Origin of the sequence: Escherichia sp. MOD1-EC6475 (genome assembly GCF_003046645.1) — a bacterium.
Lineage (GTDB): Bacteria > Pseudomonadota > Gammaproteobacteria > Enterobacterales > Enterobacteriaceae > Escherichia > Escherichia ruysiae.
In genome coordinates this window covers 40,746-57,217 of the sequence record NZ_PZKQ01000005.1, presented here as the reverse complement: position 1 = coordinate 57,217, position 16,472 = coordinate 40,746, and the positions used below count along the sequence as shown (strand labels likewise).

At 51.1% G+C, this 16,472-nt stretch carries 16 protein-coding genes and 1 other annotated feature; of the genes, 10 read left to right on the top strand and 6 right to left on the bottom strand.

All coding sequences use genetic code 11. The features are described 5' to 3' along the window. Nucleotides 1–107 precede the first annotated feature (107 nt). From A7589_RS01420 to A7589_RS01395, 6 genes are all read left to right on the top strand, one after another. Nucleotides 108–794 carry a tRNA/rRNA methyltransferase gene (locus tag A7589_RS01420; protein WP_001241208.1) on the top strand — a complete coding sequence of 229 codons (687 nt, stop codon included), beginning with the start codon at nucleotides 108–110 and terminating at the stop codon, nucleotides 792–794. Nucleotides 795–1,007: 213 nt separating this feature from the next. Continuing rightward, a complete protein-coding gene (thrL, locus tag A7589_RS01415; protein ID WP_001386572.1) occupies nucleotides 1,008–1,073 on the top strand; it encodes a thr operon leader peptide in 66 nt (21 codons plus the stop codon). Next, nucleotides 1,009–1,128, top strand: a sequence feature (Thr leader region). It overlaps the preceding gene by 65 nt. A 25-nt stretch (nucleotides 1,129–1,153) precedes the next feature. Further along, complete coding sequence (thrA, locus tag A7589_RS01410) at nucleotides 1,154–3,616, top strand: bifunctional aspartate kinase/homoserine dehydrogenase I (protein ID WP_001264708.1); 2,463 nt, start codon at nucleotides 1,154–1,156, stop codon at nucleotides 3,614–3,616. A gap of 1 nt (nucleotide 3,617) precedes the next feature. Continuing rightward, nucleotides 3,618–4,550: a homoserine kinase gene (gene thrB, locus A7589_RS01405; protein ID WP_000241666.1), complete on the top strand. Its 933-nt coding sequence runs from the start codon at nucleotides 3,618–3,620 to the stop codon at nucleotides 4,548–4,550. Continuing rightward, the gene (gene thrC, locus A7589_RS01400) at nucleotides 4,551–5,837 is read left to right on the top strand and encodes a threonine synthase (protein ID WP_105282529.1); all 1,287 of its coding nucleotides are present in this window, start codon (nucleotides 4,551–4,553) and stop codon (nucleotides 5,835–5,837) included. It abuts the gene before it with no gap. 222 nt (nucleotides 5,838–6,059) lie between these two features. Next, entirely contained in the window at nucleotides 6,060–6,374 is a 315-nt protein-coding gene (locus A7589_RS01395; RefSeq protein ID WP_194309646.1) for a DUF2502 domain-containing protein, read from the top strand. Between the two features lie 163 nt (nucleotides 6,375–6,537). On the opposite strand, the gene yaaA is transcribed toward A7589_RS01395, so the two are convergent. Beyond that, entirely contained in the window at nucleotides 6,538–7,314 is a 777-nt protein-coding gene (gene yaaA, locus A7589_RS01390; RefSeq protein ID WP_000906160.1) for a peroxide stress protein YaaA, read from the bottom strand. Between the two features lie 69 nt (nucleotides 7,315–7,383). Continuing rightward, entirely contained in the window at nucleotides 7,384–8,814 is a 1,431-nt protein-coding gene (locus A7589_RS01385) for an alanine/glycine:cation symporter family protein (RefSeq protein ID WP_001112544.1), read from the bottom strand. A gap of 279 nt (nucleotides 8,815–9,093) precedes the next feature. Between A7589_RS01385 and tal the strand changes: the two genes are divergently transcribed. Both tal and mog read left to right on the top strand, forming a co-directional pair. Then, on the top strand, nucleotides 9,094–10,047 hold the full coding sequence (gene tal / locus A7589_RS01375; protein ID WP_000130187.1) for a transaldolase: 954 nt from the start codon (nucleotides 9,094–9,096) through the stop codon (nucleotides 10,045–10,047). Between the two features lie 114 nt (nucleotides 10,048–10,161). Next, nucleotides 10,162–10,749, top strand: coding sequence for a molybdopterin adenylyltransferase (mog, locus tag A7589_RS01370; RefSeq protein ID WP_001094685.1), 588 nt, complete (start codon nucleotides 10,162–10,164; stop codon nucleotides 10,747–10,749). A 33-nt stretch (nucleotides 10,750–10,782) separates the two neighbouring features. On the opposite strand, the gene satP is transcribed toward mog, so the two are convergent. The 3 genes from satP to A7589_RS01355 all read right to left on the bottom strand — a co-directional run bounded on the left by satP (nucleotide 10,783) and on the right by A7589_RS01355 (nucleotide 12,642). After that, nucleotides 10,783–11,349: an acetate uptake transporter gene (gene satP, locus A7589_RS01365; RefSeq protein ID WP_000528538.1), complete on the bottom strand. Its 567-nt coding sequence runs from the start codon at nucleotides 11,347–11,349 to the stop codon at nucleotides 10,783–10,785. A gap of 148 nt (nucleotides 11,350–11,497) precedes the next feature. Then, nucleotides 11,498–12,211, bottom strand: a complete 714-nt coding sequence (gene msyB / locus A7589_RS01360) for an acidic protein MsyB (RefSeq protein ID WP_001102346.1) — start codon at nucleotides 12,209–12,211, stop codon at nucleotides 11,498–11,500. A 26-nt stretch (nucleotides 12,212–12,237) separates the two neighbouring features. Continuing rightward, nucleotides 12,238–12,642 carry a DUF2541 family protein gene (locus A7589_RS01355; protein ID WP_000835565.1) on the bottom strand — a complete coding sequence of 135 codons (405 nt, stop codon included), beginning with the start codon at nucleotides 12,640–12,642 and terminating at the stop codon, nucleotides 12,238–12,240. 376 nt (nucleotides 12,643–13,018) lie between these two features. On the opposite strand from A7589_RS01355, the gene dnaK reads away from it, so the two are divergent. Together dnaK and dnaJ are read left to right on the top strand one after the other, a co-directional pair. Further along, nucleotides 13,019–14,935 carry a molecular chaperone DnaK gene (dnaK, locus tag A7589_RS01350; protein ID WP_000516135.1) on the top strand — a complete coding sequence of 639 codons (1,917 nt, stop codon included), beginning with the start codon at nucleotides 13,019–13,021 and terminating at the stop codon, nucleotides 14,933–14,935. An 88-nt stretch (nucleotides 14,936–15,023) separates the two neighbouring features. Beyond that, on the top strand, nucleotides 15,024–16,154 hold the full coding sequence (gene dnaJ, locus A7589_RS01345) for a molecular chaperone DnaJ (protein ID WP_032173190.1): 1,131 nt from the start codon (nucleotides 15,024–15,026) through the stop codon (nucleotides 16,152–16,154). Nucleotides 16,155–16,258: 104 nt separating this feature from the next. Here the strand turns inward: dnaJ and mokC are convergent, their stop codons facing one another. Beyond that, nucleotides 16,259–16,411, bottom strand: coding sequence for a type I toxin-antitoxin system toxin MokC (gene mokC / locus A7589_RS01340; RefSeq protein ID WP_000809168.1), 153 nt, complete (start codon nucleotides 16,409–16,411; stop codon nucleotides 16,259–16,261). Nucleotides 16,412–16,472 lie beyond the last annotated feature (61 nt).

Here is a 16,472-nt window from a genome sequence, read left to right as displayed (position 1 = left end):
AAAGGGCTTTTTCTGCGACTTGCGTTAATATTTTGTAAATTCTCTCCGCGCAGTAAGTTGACATTCATCACTCTATTCGCGGTTATTTGGTCAAGAAGAGTAGCAACATGCGTTTGACGATTATTCTGGTCGCACCCGCCAGAGCAGAAAATATTGGGGCAGCAGCGCGGGCAATGAAAACGATGGGATTTAGTGAACTGCGGATTGTCGATAGTCAGGCACACCTGGAGCCAGCCACCCGATGGGTTGCACATGGCTCCGGTGATATTATTGATAATATTAAAGTTTTTCCGACGCTGGCTGAATCGTTACATGACGTAGATTTCACTGTTGCCACCACAGCGCGTAGTCGGGCGAAATATCATTACTACGCGACACCGGTGGAACTGGTGCCATTGTTGGAAGAAAAATTGGCGTGGATGAATCACGTGGCGCTGGTCTTTGGTCGTGAAGATTCCGGGCTGACCAACGAGGAACTGGCACTGGCTGATATTCTTACCGGTGTGCCAATGGTGGCAGATTACCCTTCGCTCAATCTGGGGCAGGCGGTGATGGTCTATTGCTATCAATTAGCAACATTAATACAACAACCGACGAAAAGTAACGCAACGGCAGACCAACATCAACTGCGCGCTTTACGCGAACGTGCCATGTCGTTGTTAACGACGTTAGCGGTGGCAGATGACACAAAACTGGTCGACTGGTTACAGCAACGTCTGGGGCTTTTAGAGCAACGGGATACCGCAATGTTGCATCGTTTGTTGCATGATATTGAAAAAAATATCACCAAATAAAAAACGCCACGTCATGTTGTTTTTAGGTTTTCATTCTGACTGCAACGGGAAATCTGTCTCTGAGTGGATTAAAAAAAGAGCATCTGCCAGCAGCTTATGAACTGGTTGCCTTCCGTGAGTAAATTAAAATTTTATTGACTTAGGTCACTAAATACTTTAACCAATATAGGCATAGCGCACAGACAGATAAAAATTACAGAGTACACAACATCCATGAAACGCATCAGCACCACCATTACCACCACCATCACCATTACCACAGGTAACGGTGCGGGCTGACGCGTACAGGAAACACAGAAAAAAGCCCGCACCTGACAGTGCGGGCTTTTTTTTCGACCAAAGGTAACGAGGTAACAACCATGCGAGTGTTGAAGTTCGGCGGTACATCAGTGGCAAATGCAGAACGTTTTCTGCGGGTTGCCGATATTCTGGAAAGCAATGCCAGGCAGGGGCAGGTGGCTACAGTCCTCTCTGCTCCCGCCAAAATAACCAACCATCTGGTGGCGATGATTGAAAAAACGATTAGCGGCCAGGATGCTTTGCCCAATATCAGCGATGCCGAACGTATTTTTGCCGAACTTCTGACGGGACTCGCCGCCGCCCAGCCGGGATTCCCGCTGGCGCAACTGAAAACTTTCGTCGATCAAGAATTTGCCCAAATCAAACATGTTCTGCATGGTATCAGCCTGTTGGGACAGTGCCCGGACAGCATCAACGCTGCGTTGATCTGCCGTGGTGAAAAAATGTCGATCGCCATTATGGCCGGTGTACTGGAAGCGCGCGGTCACAACGTTACCGTTATCGATCCAGTCGAAAAACTGCTGGCAGTCGGTCATTACCTCGAATCTACCGTCGATATTGCTGAATCCACCCGCCGTATTGCGGCAAGCCGCATTCCGGCTGACCACATGGTGCTGATGGCAGGCTTCACCGCCGGTAATGAAAAAGGCGAACTGGTGGTGCTGGGACGTAATGGTTCCGACTACTCCGCTGCGGTGCTGGCTGCCTGTTTACGTGCCGATTGTTGCGAAATCTGGACGGACGTCGACGGGGTCTATACCTGCGACCCGCGTCAGGTGCCCGATGCGAGGTTGTTAAAGTCGATGTCCTATCAGGAAGCGATGGAGCTTTCCTATTTCGGCGCTAAAGTTCTTCACCCCCGCACCATTACCCCCATCGCTCAGTTCCAGATCCCTTGCCTGATTAAAAACACCGGAAATCCACAAGCGCCAGGGACGCTCATTGGTGCCAGCCGTGATGAAGATGAATTACCGGTCAAGGGTATTTCCAATCTGAATAACATGGCGATGTTCAGCGTTTCTGGTCCCGGAATGAAAGGGATGGTCGGCATGGCGGCGCGCGTCTTTGCAGCAATGTCACGCGCCCGCATTTCAGTGGTGCTGATTACGCAATCGTCTTCCGAATACAGCATCAGTTTCTGCGTTCCACAAAGCGACTGTGTGCGAGCTGAACGGGCAATGCAGGAAGAGTTCTATCTTGAACTGAAAGAAGGCTTACTGGAGCCGCTGGCAGTGACAGAACGGCTGGCTATTATCTCGGTGGTGGGCGATGGTATGCGCACGCTGCGTGGGATCTCGGCGAAATTCTTTGCCGCGCTGGCTCGCGCTAATATCAACATTGTCGCCATTGCCCAAGGGTCTTCTGAACGTTCAATCTCCGTGGTGGTAAATAACGATGATGCGACCACTGGTGTGCGCGTTACCCACCAGATGCTGTTCAATACCGATCAGGTTATCGAAGTGTTTGTGATTGGCGTCGGTGGCGTTGGCGGCGCGCTGCTGGAGCAACTGAAGCGTCAGCAAAGCTGGCTGAAGAACAAACATATTGATTTACGAGTCTGTGGCGTTGCCAATTCGAAGGCGTTGCTGACCAATGTGCATGGTCTTAACCTGGAAAACTGGCAGGAAGAACTGGCGCAAGCGAAAGAGCCGTTCAACCTTGGGCGCTTAATTCGCCTGGTGAAAGAATATCATCTGCTGAACCCGGTCATTGTTGACTGCACCTCCAGCCAGGCGGTAGCGGATCAATATGCCGACTTCCTGCGCGAAGGTTTCCACGTTGTTACGCCAAACAAAAAGGCCAACACCTCGTCGATGGATTACTACCACCAGTTGCGTTATGCGGCGGAAAAATCGCGACGTAAATTCCTCTATGACACCAACGTCGGTGCGGGATTACCGGTCATTGAGAATCTGCAAAACCTGCTCAACGCAGGTGATGAGTTGATGAAATTCTCCGGCATTCTTTCTGGTTCGCTTTCTTACATCTTCGGCAAGTTAGACGAAGGCATGAGTTTCTCCGAGGCGACCACGCTGGCGCGCGAAATGGGTTATACCGAACCGGATCCGCGTGATGATCTTTCTGGTATGGATGTGGCGCGCAAACTGTTGATTCTCGCCCGTGAAACCGGACGCGAACTGGAATTAGCGGATATTGAGATCGAACCTGTGCTGCCCGCAGAGTTTAACGCAGAGGGTGATGTTGCAGCTTTTATGGCGAATCTGTCACAGCTCGACGATCTCTTTGCCGCGCGCGTGGCGAAGGCTCGAGATGAGGGCAAAGTTTTGCGCTATGTTGGCAATATTGATGAAGATGGCGTCTGCCGCGTGAAAATTGCTGAAGTAGATGGCAACGATCCGCTGTTCAAAGTGAAAAATGGCGAAAATGCCCTGGCCTTCTATAGCCACTATTATCAGCCGCTGCCGTTGGTTCTGCGTGGATACGGCGCGGGCAATGAAGTTACGGCTGCCGGTGTCTTTGCCGATCTGCTACGCACCCTCTCATGGAAGTTAGGAGTCTGACATGGTTAAAGTTTATGCTCCGGCTTCCAGTGCCAATATGAGCGTCGGGTTTGATGTGCTTGGCGCGGCGGTAACGCCTGTTGATGGTGCATTGCTCGGAGATGTAGTGACTGTTGAGGCGGCAGAGACATTCAGTCTCAACAACCTTGGACGGTTTGCCGACAAGCTACCGTCAGAGCCACGAGAAAATATCGTTTATCAGTGCTGGGAGCGTTTTTGCCAGGAGTTGGGCAAGCAAATTCCAGTGGCGATGACCCTGGAAAAGAATATGCCGATCGGTTCTGGCTTAGGTTCCAGCGCCTGTTCGGTGGTTGCGGCACTGGTAGCAATGAATGAACACTGCGGCAAGCCGCTCAATGATACCCGCTTACTGGCCTTGATGGGCGAGCTGGAAGGGCGTATCTCTGGCAGCATTCATTACGACAACGTGGCACCGTGTTTTCTTGGTGGTATGCAGTTGATGATCGAAGAAAATGGCATCATCAGCCAGCAAGTGCCGGGGTTTGATGAGTGGCTGTGGGTGCTGGCGTATCCGGGGATTAAAGTCTCGACAGCAGAAGCTCGAGCGATATTACCGGCGCAGTATCGCCGCCAGGATTGCATTGCGCACGGGCGACATCTGGCGGGCTTCATTCATGCCTGCTATTCCCGTCAGCCTGAGCTTGCCGCGAAGTTGATGAAAGATGTTATCGCTGAACCCTACCGTGAACGTTTATTGCCAGGTTTCAGGCAGGCGCGGCAGGCGGTTGCGGAAATCGGCGCGGTAGCGAGCGGTATCTCTGGCTCCGGTCCGACCTTGTTCGCTTTGTGTGACAAGCCGGATACCGCCCAGCGCGTTGCCGACTGGTTGGGTAAGAACTACCTGCAAAATCAGGAAGGTTTTGTTCATATTTGCCGGCTGGATACGGCGGGCGCACGAGTACTGGAAAAATAAATGAAACTCTACAATCTGAAAGATCACAACGAGCAGGTCAGCTTTGCGCAAGCCGTAACGCAGGGGTTGGGCAAAAATCAGGGGCTGTTTTTTCCGCACGACCTACCGGAATTTAGTCTGACCGAAATTGATGAGATGCTGAAGCTGGATTTTGTCACTCGCAGCGCGAAGATCCTCTCAGCGTTTATTGGTGATGAGATCCCGCAGGACGTACTGGAAGAGCGCGTGCGCGCGGCGTTTGCCTTTCCGGCTCCGGTTGCCAAAGTTGAAAGCGATGTCGGTTGTCTGGAACTGTTCCACGGGCCAACGCTGGCATTTAAAGATTTCGGCGGTCGCTTTATGGCGCAAATGCTGACCCATATTGCGGGCGATAAGCCAGTGACCATTCTGACTGCAACCTCCGGCGATACCGGGGCGGCAGTGGCTCACGCTTTCTACGGTTTACCGAATGTAAAAGTGGTTATCCTCTATCCACACGGCAAAATCAGTCCCCTGCAAGAAAAGCTGTTCTGTACGCTGGGCGGCAATATTGAAACCGTTGCCATCGACGGCGATTTCGATGCCTGTCAGGCTCTGGTGAAGCAGGCGTTTGATGATGAAGAACTGAAAGTGGCGCTGGGGTTAAACTCCGCTAACTCCATTAACATCAGCCGCTTGCTGGCACAAATTTGCTACTACTTTGAAGCTGTGGCGCAGTTGCCGCAGGAAGCGCGCAACCAGCTGGTTGTCTCGGTGCCGAGCGGTAACTTCGGCGATTTGACGGCAGGCCTGCTGGCGAAATCTCTCGGTCTGCCGGTGAAGCGTTTTATCGCTGCCACTAACGTGAACGATACAGTGCCGCGTTTCCTGCACGACGGGCAGTGGTCGCCAAAAGCCACCCAGGCGACGTTATCCAATGCGATGGATGTTAGCCAGCCGAATAACTGGCCGCGTGTGGAAGAGTTGTTCCGCCGGAAAGTCTGGCAACTGAAAGAGCTGGGTTATGCTGCGGTGGATGATGAAACCACGCAACAGACGATGCGCGAGTTAAAAGAGCTGGGCTATACCTCAGAACCGCACGCTGCTGTGGCTTACCGTGCGCTGCGTGACCAGTTGCATCCAGGCGAATATGGTCTGTTCCTCGGCACCGCACATCCGGCGAAGTTTAAAGAGAGTGTGGAAGCGATTCTCGGTGAATCGCTGGCGCTGCCAAAAGAGCTGGCAGAACGAGCTGAATTACCGCTGCTTTCTCATAATCTGCCCGCCGATTTCGCCGCGTTGCGCAAGCTGATGATGAATCATAAGTAGTATCCATTAATTTCCTGAAAATGGCCGGACTTGCGTTTATGCAGTTCGGCTTTTTTATGGAGAAAACATGAGAAAAATCGACAGAAAAAAAGGAGAAATTTTCAATAAATGCGGTAACTTAGCTCTTTCAATTGTAGAGAATGACAACAGGGATTCTTTTACCGTAAGCTCCTGATATCGGCCCATAACTGGCAATGATAAAAGGAGTCACCTGTGAAAAAGATGCAACCTATCCTACTCGCACTTTCCCTGATTCTGGTCGCTCCTATGGCAGCGCAGGCTGGGGAAATAATGCTAGTACCTTCAGTGACATTACAGATTGGCGATCGCGACCACCGTGGTTACTACTGGGATGGCGGTTACTGGCGTGACCGTGACTGGTGGTATCGAAATTATGAATGGCGAGACAATCGCTGGCACCCACACGGATCGCCGCGTCATAATTGGTATAATGATCATCGAAATGATCACCGTGGAGATCATCGACACGATCACGGCGGCGATCATCGTCCAGGTCCGGACAGTCACCATCGGTAAATATAAATGCCGGATGACCTCCGGCATTTGAGACTGATGACAAACGCCAAATTGCCTGATGCGCTACGCTTATCAGGCCTACGTGATCTCTACAATATATTGAATCTACATGCTTTGTAGACCGGATAAGGCGTTTACGCCGCATCCGGCATTTACCACACACTTAACGCAGTTCGTAGCGTTTAAACACCAGTTCGCCATTGCTGGAACTGGCTTCATCGAAGAAGTAACCTTCACTATTAAAACCAGTCAGTTGCTCTGGTTTGGTCAGGCGATTTTCAATAATAAAACGACTCATTAGGCCACGCGCTTTTTTAGCGTAGAAGCTAATAACCTTAAACTTACCGTTCTTCTCATCGAGGAACACCGGCTTGATAATCTCAGCATTCAGTTTCTTCGGTTTCACTGATTTAAAATACTCATCTGATGCCAGGTTAATCACTACCTGATCGCCTTGCGCTTCGAGCGCCTCGTTCAGCTTGTTGGTGATCACATCACCCCAGAATTGGTACAGATCTTTACCCCTGGCGTTCTCAAGACGGATACCCATCTCCAGACGATATGGCTGCATTAAATCGAGCGGGCGCAGTACGCCATACAAACCGGAAAGCATACGCAAATGCTGCTGGGCAAAAGCGAAATCGTCTTCACCGAAGGTTTCGGCCTGTAAACCGGTGTAGACATCGCCTTTGAACGCCAGAATCGCCTGTCGGGCATTCTCTGGCGTGAAATCTGGCTGCCAGTCATGAAAGCGAGCGGCGTTGATACCCGCCAGTTTGTCGCTGATGCGCATCAGCGTGCTAATCTGCGGGGGCGTCAGCTTCCGCGCTTCGTGAATAAGCTGCTGTGAGTTGTCTAACAGCTCCGGCAACGTATAGCGCGTGGTAGCCAACGGGCTTTGATAATCAAGCGTTTTCGCAGGTGAAATCAGAATCAGCATATCCAGTCCTTGCAGGAAATTTACAGCGACTGTAGCAAAAAAAGCGGATGAATTGATCGATAGTTGTGATTAGTCTCGCGAAACATCATCCCACGTATCAGGCGCGAGTTGCTGGTCGATATCCGGGTAGCGCAGTGGATCAAACACCGGACGCACACCAAGTTTACGCTGGCGAAGATAATCACTAGCAATGGTATGCACTACCGGAGAGAGCAGTAAAATAGCGGTCAGATTAGTGATCGCCATACACGCCATAATAATATCAGCCAGTTGCCACATCATGGGTAGGCTAAGTAGCGTGCCACCAATCACGGTGGTAAAGATGCAGATACGCAGGCACCAGATCGCTTTGGGGCTGTTCAGGCGTAAAAAGAAAAGATTATTTTCTGCATAAATGTAATTGGCGACGATGGAGCTGAAGGCAAACAGAATTACCACTATTGTGACAAACTCTGCCCCCCAGGAACCCATTAGTGCTCGCATCGCTTTCTGGAGAAGTTGTATACCCTCCAGCGGCATATAGGTTGTACCGTTTCCGGCCAGTAATATCAGCATGGCGCTCGCCGTGCAGATGACCAGGGTGTCGATGAAAATGCCAATCATCTGGACAATGCCTTGCGCAGCCGGATGCGGCGGCCAGGATGCCGCTGCCGCCGCTGCGTTTGGTGTCGAACCCATTCCCGCCTCATTAGAAAACATACTGCGCTGAAAGCCGTTTGTAACCGCCTGACTCAGGGTGTAGCCCGCCGCGCCGCCTGCCGCTTCCTGCCAGCCAAAGGCGCTTTCAAAAATAGACCAAATGACGTGAGGAAGTTGCTCGATATTCATCGCACAAATGACCAGACTGGCGAGTACCCAGATTAATGCCATCGCGGGGACAAACCATTGCATCAGTCGGGCTACGCCATGAATACCGTGGGTTATCGCCAACAGGGTAAAGACGGCGAGAATGATGCCAGTTACTAATGGTGGAACATCAAACGCAAAATTCATCGCGCGGGCAACGGCGTTTGCCTGAACACCGCTGAAAATCAATCCGTAGGCAATGAGCAAAAAGATAGCGAATAGCACGCCCATCCAGCGCATCCCCAATCCACGCGCCATATACCATGCTGGACCACCGCGAAACTGCCCATTAGCGTCACGTTCTTTATAAAGCTGGGCAAGGGAACATTCTGCAAAAGAGGTCGCCATGCCGATAAATGCGGCAATCCACATCCAGAAGATAGCACCGGGTCCACCGGCAGTAATGGCCAACGCAACACCTGCGAGGTTACCGCTGCCGACGCGCGCGGCAAGGCTGGTGCACAGTGACTGAAAAGAGGTTAAGCCACCCGGTTGGGGATGAACGCTATTTTTGAGACTTTTGCCAAACTGGCGAATATAGCGAAACTGAACGAATCCGGTGCGAAAAGTGAACCAGCAACCTGCACCGAAGAGCAGGTAGATCATCACTGATCCCCATAGAACATTGTTAATAAAAGAGAAAAAATCAGGCATTCGTATCCCTCTTGTCGCCGGCACGCGGTTACATTCCTGTGTAAACGTTACCAATTGATTAAGAATTATATACGATGTGCATTGGTAGATAACGCCTGGGTAGCATACTCGAGTTTTTGTTTAAAAATGGCGAGCGATATCAACGCAGTGTCAGAAAACCTAAACAGTCTCGCCTGGCTATAACCCTCTCGTCTGCGGTTGCGCTGTCGTTGCGTCGTGATATCATCAGGGCAGACCGGTTACATCCCCCTAACAAGCTGTTTAAAGAGAAATACTATCATGACGGACAAATTGACCTCCCTTCGTCAGTACACCACTGTAGTGGCCGACACTGGGGACATCGCGGCAATGAAGCTGTATCAACCGCAGGATGCCACAACCAACCCTTCTCTCATTCTTAATGCAGCGCAGATTCCGGAATACCGCAAGTTGATTGATGATGCTGTCGCATGGGCGAAACAGCAGAGCAATGATCGCGCACAGCAAATCGTGGACGCGACTGACAAACTGGCCGTAAACATTGGTCTGGAAATCCTGAAACTGGTTCCTGGCCGTATCTCCACTGAAGTTGATGCGCGTCTTTCTTATGACACTGAAGCGTCAATTGCGAAAGCAAAACGCCTGATCAAACTCTACAACGATGCGGGCATCAGCAACGATCGTATTCTGATCAAACTGGCGTCTACCTGGCAGGGTATCCGTGCTGCTGAACAGCTGGAAAAAGAAGGTATCAACTGTAACCTGACTCTGCTGTTCTCCTTCGCTCAGGCGCGTGCTTGTGCGGAAGCGGGCGTGTTCCTGATCTCTCCGTTCGTTGGTCGTATTCTGGATTGGTACAAAGCCAATACCGATAAGAAAGAGTATGCGCCGGCAGAAGATCCGGGCGTGGTATCTGTATCGGAAATCTACCAGTACTACAAAGAGCACGGTTATGAAACCGTGGTTATGGGCGCAAGCTTCCGTAACATCGGCGAAATTCTGGAACTGGCAGGCTGCGACCGTCTGACCATTGCACCGGCACTGCTGAAAGAGCTGGCTGAGAGCGAAGGGGCTATCGAACGTAAACTGTCTTACACCGGCGAAGTGAAAGCGCGTCCGGCGCGTATCACCGAGTCCGAGTTCCTGTGGCAGCACAACCAGGATCCAATGGCAGTAGATAAACTGGCGGAAGGTATCCGTAAGTTTGCTGTTGACCAGGAAAAACTGGAAAAAATGATCGGCGATCTGCTGTAATCATTCTTAGCGTGACCGGGAAGTCGGTCACGCTACCTCTTCTGAAGCCTGTCTGTCACTCCCTTCGCAGTGTATCATTCTGTTTAACGAGACTGTTTAAACGGAAAAATCTTGATGAATACTTTACGTATCGGCTTAGTTTCCATCTCTGATCGCGCATCCAGCGGCGTTTATCAGGATAAAGGCATCCCTGCACTGGAAGAATGGCTGACATCAGCACTGACAACGCCATTTGAGCTGGAAACCCGCTTAATCCCTGATGAGCAGGCGATCATTGAACAAACCCTGTGTGAGCTGGTGGATGAAATGAGTTGCCATCTGGTACTCACTACGGGAGGGACTGGGCCGGCGCGCCGTGACGTGACGCCTGATGCAACGCTGGCAGTAGCTGACCGCGAGATGCCGGGCTTTGGTGAACAGATGCGCCAGATTAGCCTGCATTTTGTGCCGACGGCGATCCTTTCGCGTCAGGTTGGCGTGATTCGTAAACAGGCACTGATCCTTAACTTACCCGGTCAGCCGAAGTCTATTAAAGAGACGCTGGAAGGTGTGAAGGACGCTGAGGGTAACGTTGTGGTGCACGGTATTTTTGCCAGCGTACCGTACTGCATTCAGTTGCTGGAAGGGCCATACGTTGAAACGGCACCAGAAGTGGTTGCTGCATTCAGACCGAAGAGTGCAAGACGCGAAGTGAGCGAATAAAAAAATCCCCCCGAACGGGGGGATCTCAAACAATTAGTGGGATTCACCAATCGGCAGAACGGTGCGACCAAACTGCTCGTTCAGCACTTCACCCATCGCCAGATAGATTGCGCTGGCACCGCAAATCAGGCCAATCCAGCCTGCGAAATGGATGATTGCAGCGTTACCGGCAATATTACCGATAGCCAGCAGGGCAAACAGCACGGTCAGGCTGAAGAAAACGAATTGCAGAACGCGTGCGCCTTTCAGCGTGCCGAAGAACATAAACAGCGTAAACACGCCCCACAGACCCAGGTAGACACCAAGGAACTGCGCATTTGGCGCATCGGTCAGACCCAGTTTCGGCATCAGCAGAATCGCAACCAGCGTCAGCCAGAAAGAACCGTAAGAGGTAAAGGCGGTTAAACCGAAAGTATTGCCTTTTTTGTACTCCAGCAGACCGGCAAAAATTTGCGCGATGCCGCCGTAGAAGATGCCCATGGCAAGAATAATACCGTCCAGGGCGAAATAACCCACGTTGTGCAGGTTAAGCAGAATGGTGGTCATGCCGAAGCCCATCAGGCCCAGCGGTGCCGGATTAGCCAACTTAGTGTTGCCCATAATTCCTCAAAAATCATCATCGAATGAATGGTGAAATAATTTCCCTGAATAACTGTAGTGTTTTCAGGGCGCGGCATAATAATCAGCCAGTGGGGCAGTGTCTATGATCTTTTGAGGGGAAAATGAAAATTTTCCCCTGTGTCACGTATCAGACCTGAGTGGCGCTAACCATTCGCCGCAGACAGGCGATTTGTAACACTGCTGGAATTGTCACCCGAAAGGCAGTGCCGCTAACGGCTTTAACCCCATTTAATGCTGCACCCACCGGCCCTCCCAGACCCGCGCCGCGTAGCAGACCATGCCCAAGCACGCTCATCGCAGCGTGGGTACGCAAAATGCGGGTAAGTTGGCTGGAAAGCAGATGCGACACGCCTTTGGCCAGTTGTTTGTCTTTCATCAATAACGGCAGCAGCTCTTCCAGTTCGTTAACCTTTGCGTTGACGGCCTGCAAAAACTCCTTTTTATGCGTCTCGTCCATTTTTTTCCAGGTATTGCGCAGAAAATGTTCGAGTAACTGTTGCTCAATTGCAAAGGTAGACATCTCTTTATCGGCTTTAAGTTTCAGCCGTTTGGAGACATCGAGTAAAATAGCGCGATACCGTTTGCCGTGTCCGCGCAGTTTGTTAGCGATGCTATCGCCGCCAAAATGTTGTAATTCCCCAGCAATTAGCTGCCAGTTGCGGCGATGCTGCTCGGGATGCCCTTCCATCGATTTAAACAGTTCGTTGCGCATTAATACGCTGGACAGGCGGGTTTTGCCTTTTTCATTATGAGTGAGTAAGCGGGTAAAGTTTGCCAGCTGTTCTTCGCTGCAATGCTGTAGAAAATCTAAGTCTGAATCATGTAGATAGTTGACGTTCATGTCATTGTGGCTTCTGTATTAAAAGGTTAGTCGTCGCCGATAATTTTCAGCGTGGCCATATCCGATGAGTTCACCGTATGACCGGAAAAGGTGATTTTTGACACGCAGCGTTTGTTGTCGTTATCGCTGTTAATGTTGATCCAGCCGGTGGTTTGCCCTTCTTTGATTTCAGCCGGAATGTTCAGGCTTTGGCTGGCGCTACGGGCTGCTTTGAAATAAACCGACGCGGCACTTAACTGTAAATCGCCATGATCGGCAGTGAGTTGTATGCGTTTTACAATGCGGCAAACGGGGAGTTTCAACGTCAGATCATTGGTCTCGTTACGCGGCATGGCAATGACGCCGAGGATTTTATGGTCGTTGGCCTGCGCGGTGCAGCACAGCATCAGGCCGAGCACGAGGCTGGCGGAAATCATAAAAATGGATTTCATTAAGATTCTCTTAGCGGGGAGTAGTCGGGGGAAGAATAGCCATTAGTTTACTGCTGACTAAAAGAAGATTCAGGTACGTAATCTTTTCTTTTTATTACAATTTTCTAGTGAATAACTTGTGTAAAATTCATTATTTACGTGAATGTTATTGTTCCCTTTTTTTTCAGTTCTTCCGGCATATCGTGAAATTTCTGCGCAAAAGCACAAAAAATTTTTGCATCTCCCCCTTGATGACGTGGGTTACGACCCCATTTAGTAGTCAACCGCAGTGAGTGAGTCTGCAAAAAAATGAAATTGGGCAGTTGAAACCAGACGTTTCGCCCCTATTACAGACTCACAACCACATGATGACCGAATATATAGTGGAGACGTTTAGATGGGTAAAATAATTGGTATCGACCTGGGTACTACCAACTCTTGTGTAGCGATTATGGATGGCACCACTCCTCGTGTGCTGGAGAACGCCGAAGGCGATCGCACCACGCCTTCTATCATTGCCTATACCCAGGATGGTGAAACTCTGGTTGGTCAGCCGGCTAAACGTCAGGCAGTGACGAACCCGCAAAACACCCTGTTTGCGATTAAACGCCTGATTGGCCGCCGCTTCCAGGACGAAGAAGTACAGCGTGATGTTTCCATCATGCCATTCAAAATTATTGCTGCTGATAACGGCGACGCATGGGTCGAAGTTAAAGGCCAGAAAATGGCACCGCCGCAGATTTCTGCTGAAGTGCTGAAAAAAATGAAGAAAACTGCAGAAGATTACCTGGGCGAACCGGTAACTGAAGCAGTTATCACTGTACCGGCATACTTTAACGATGCTCAGCGTCAGGCAACTAAAGACGCAGGCCGTATCGCTGGTCTGGAAGTAAAACGTATCATCAACGAACCGACCGCTGCTGCACTGGCTTACGGTCTGGACAAAGGTACTGGCAACCGCACTATCGCGGTTTATGACCTGGGTGGTGGTACTTTCGATATTTCCATTATCGAAATCGACGAAGTTGATGGCGAAAAAACCTTCGAAGTTCTGGCAACCAACGGTGATACCCACCTGGGTGGTGAAGACTTCGACAGCCGTCTGATCAACTACCTGGTTGAAGAATTCAAGAAAGATCAGGGCATTGACCTGCGCAACGATCCGCTGGCAATGCAGCGCCTGAAAGAAGCGGCAGAAAAAGCGAAAATTGAACTGTCTTCCGCTCAGCAGACCGACGTTAACCTGCCGTACATCACCGCAGACGCGACCGGTCCGAAACACATGAACATCAAAGTGACTCGTGCAAAACTGGAAAGCCTGGTCGAAGACCTGGTGAACCGTTCCATTGAGCCGCTGAAAGTTGCTCTGCAGGACGCTGGCCTGTCCGTATCTGATATCGACGATGTTATCCTCGTTGGTGGTCAGACTCGTATGCCAATGGTTCAGAAGAAAGTTGCTGAGTTCTTTGGTAAAGAGCCGCGTAAAGACGTTAACCCGGACGAAGCTGTGGCAATCGGTGCTGCCGTTCAGGGTGGTGTACTGACTGGCGACGTGAAAGACGTACTGCTGCTGGACGTTACCCCGCTGTCTCTGGGTATCGAAACCATGGGTGGTGTGATGACGACGCTGATCGCGAAAAACACTACTATCCCGACCAAGCACAGCCAGGTGTTCTCTACCGCTGAAGACAACCAGTCTGCGGTAACCATCCACGTGCTGCAGGGTGAACGTAAACGTGCGGCTGATAACAAATCTCTGGGTCAGTTCAACCTGGATGGTATCAACCCGGCTCCGCGCGGTATGCCGCAGATCGAAGTTACCTTCGATATCGATGCTGACGGTATCCTGCACGTTTCCGCAAAAGACAAAAACAGCGGTAAAGAGCAGAAGATCACCATCAAGGCTTCTTCTGGTCTGAACGAAGATGAAATCCAGAAAATGGTACGCGACGCGGAAGCTAACGCCGAAGCAGACCGTAAGTTTGAAGAGCTGGTACAGACTCGCAACCAGGGCGACCATCTGCTGCACAGCACCCGTAAGCAGGTTGAAGAAGCTGGCGACAAACTGCCGGCTGACGACAAAACTGCTATCGAGTCTGCGCTGACTGCACTGGAAACTGCTCTGAAAGGTGAAGACAAAGCCGCTATCGAAGCGAAAATGCAGGAACTGGCACAGGTTTCCCAGAAACTGATGGAAATCGCCCAGCAGCAACATGCACAGCAGCAGACTGCCGGTGCTGATGCTTCTGCAAACAACGCGAAAGATGACGATGTTGTCGACGCCGAGTTTGAAGAAGTCAAAGACAAAAAATAATCGCCCTATAAACGGGTAATTATACTGACACGGGCGAAGGGGATTTTCCTCTCCGCCCGTGCATTCATCTAGGGGCAAATCAAAAAAAATGGCTAAGCAAGATTATTACGAGATTTTAGGCGTTTCCAAAACAGCGGAAGAGCGTGAAATCAAAAAGGCCTATAAACGCCTGGCCATGAAATATCACCCGGACCGTAACCAGGATGACAAAGAGGCCGAGGCGAAATTTAAAGAGATCAAGGAAGCTTATGAAGTTCTGACCGACTCGCAAAAACGCGCGGCATATGATCAGTACGGCCATGCGGCGTTTGAGCAAGGCGGCATGGGCGGCGGCGGTTTTGGCGGCGGCGCAGACTTCAGCGATATTTTTGGTGACGTTTTCGGCGATATTTTTGGCGGCGGACGTGGTCGTCAACGTGCGGCGCGCGGTGCTGATTTACGCTATAACATGGAGCTCACCCTCGAAGAAGCTGTACGTGGCGTGACCAAAGAGATCCGCATTCCGACTCTGGAAGAGTGTGACGTTTGCCACGGTAGCGGTGCAAAACCAGGTACGCAGCCGCAGACCTGTCCGACCTGTCATGGTTCTGGTCAGGTGCAGATGCGCCAGGGCTTCTTCGCTGTACAGCAGACCTGTCCGCACTGTCAGGGGCGCGGTACGCTTATCAAAGATCCGTGCAACAAATGCCATGGTCATGGTCGTGTTGAGCGTAGCAAAACGCTGTCCGTTAAAATCCCGGCAGGGGTGGATACTGGAGACCGCATCCGTCTTGCGGGCGAAGGTGAAGCAGGCGAACATGGCGCACCGGCAGGCGATCTGTACGTTCAGGTTCAGGTTAAACAGCACCCGATTTTCGAACGTGAAGGCAACAACCTGTATTGCGAAGTACCGATCAACTTCGCAATGGCGGCGTTGGGCGGTGAAATCGAAGTGCCGACCCTTGATGGTCGCGTAAAACTGAAAGTGCCAGGCGAAACGCAGACCGGTAAGTTGTTCCGTATGCGTGGTAAAGGCGTCAAGTCTGTTCGCGGCGGTGCACAGGGCGATTTGCTGTGCCGTGTTGTCGTCGAAACACCGGTAGGTCTGAACGAGAAGCAGAAACAGCTGCTGCAAGAGCTGCAAGAAAGCTTCGGTGGCCCAACCGGCGAACACAATAGCCCGCGCTCAAAGAGCTTCTTTGATGGCGTGAAGAAGTTTTTTGACGACCTGACTCGCTAATTTCCCCAAAAGCCTGCCCGTGGGCAGGCCGGGGTAAAAAATAGGGTGCGTTGAAGATATGCGGGCGCCTGTAAAGTGGCGGGGATCGCTCCCCGCCGTTGCCCTTACTCGGATTCGTAAGCCGTGAAAACAGCAACCTCCGTCTGGCCAGTTCGGATGTGAACCTCACAGAGGTCTTTTCTCGTTACCAGCGCCGCCACTACGGCGGTGATACAGATGACGATCAGGGCGACTATCATCGCCTTATGCTGCTTCATTGCTCTCTTATCCTTGACCTTACGGTCAGTAAGAGGCACTCTACATGTGTTCTGCATATAG

Bases quoted from the DNA above. Each gene is read 5' to 3' on its own strand.
- A7589_RS01420 (WP_001241208.1), top strand. From the start codon at position 108: ATGCGTTTGACGATTATTCTGGTCGCACCCGCCAGAGCAGAAAATATT.
- thrA (WP_001264708.1), top strand. From the start codon at position 1,154: ATGCGAGTGTTGAAGTTCGGCGGTACATCAGTGGCAAATGCAGAACGT.
- thrB (WP_000241666.1), top strand. From the start codon at position 3,618: ATGGTTAAAGTTTATGCTCCGGCTTCCAGTGCCAATATGAGCGTCGGG.
- thrC (WP_105282529.1), top strand. From the start codon at position 4,551: ATGAAACTCTACAATCTGAAAGATCACAACGAGCAGGTCAGCTTTGCG.
- A7589_RS01395 (WP_194309646.1), top strand. From the start codon at position 6,060: ATGCAACCTATCCTACTCGCACTTTCCCTGATTCTGGTCGCTCCTATG.
- yaaA (WP_000906160.1), bottom strand. From the start codon at position 7,314: ATGCTGATTCTGATTTCACCTGCGAAAACGCTTGATTATCAAAGCCCG.
- A7589_RS01385 (WP_001112544.1), bottom strand. From the start codon at position 8,814: ATGCCTGATTTTTTCTCTTTTATTAACAATGTTCTATGGGGATCAGTG.
- tal (WP_000130187.1), top strand. From the start codon at position 9,094: ATGACGGACAAATTGACCTCCCTTCGTCAGTACACCACTGTAGTGGCC.
- mog (WP_001094685.1), top strand. From the start codon at position 10,162: ATGAATACTTTACGTATCGGCTTAGTTTCCATCTCTGATCGCGCATCC.
- satP (WP_000528538.1), bottom strand. From the start codon at position 11,349: ATGGGCAACACTAAGTTGGCTAATCCGGCACCGCTGGGCCTGATGGGC.
- msyB (WP_001102346.1), bottom strand. From the start codon at position 12,211: ATGAACGTCAACTATCTACATGATTCAGACTTAGATTTTCTACAGCAT.
- A7589_RS01355 (WP_000835565.1), bottom strand. From the start codon at position 12,642: ATGAAATCCATTTTTATGATTTCCGCCAGCCTCGTGCTCGGCCTGATG.
- dnaK (WP_000516135.1), top strand. From the start codon at position 13,019: ATGGGTAAAATAATTGGTATCGACCTGGGTACTACCAACTCTTGTGTA.
- dnaJ (WP_032173190.1), top strand. From the start codon at position 15,024: ATGGCTAAGCAAGATTATTACGAGATTTTAGGCGTTTCCAAAACAGCG.
- mokC (WP_000809168.1), bottom strand. From the start codon at position 16,411: ATGAAGCAGCATAAGGCGATGATAGTCGCCCTGATCGTCATCTGTATC.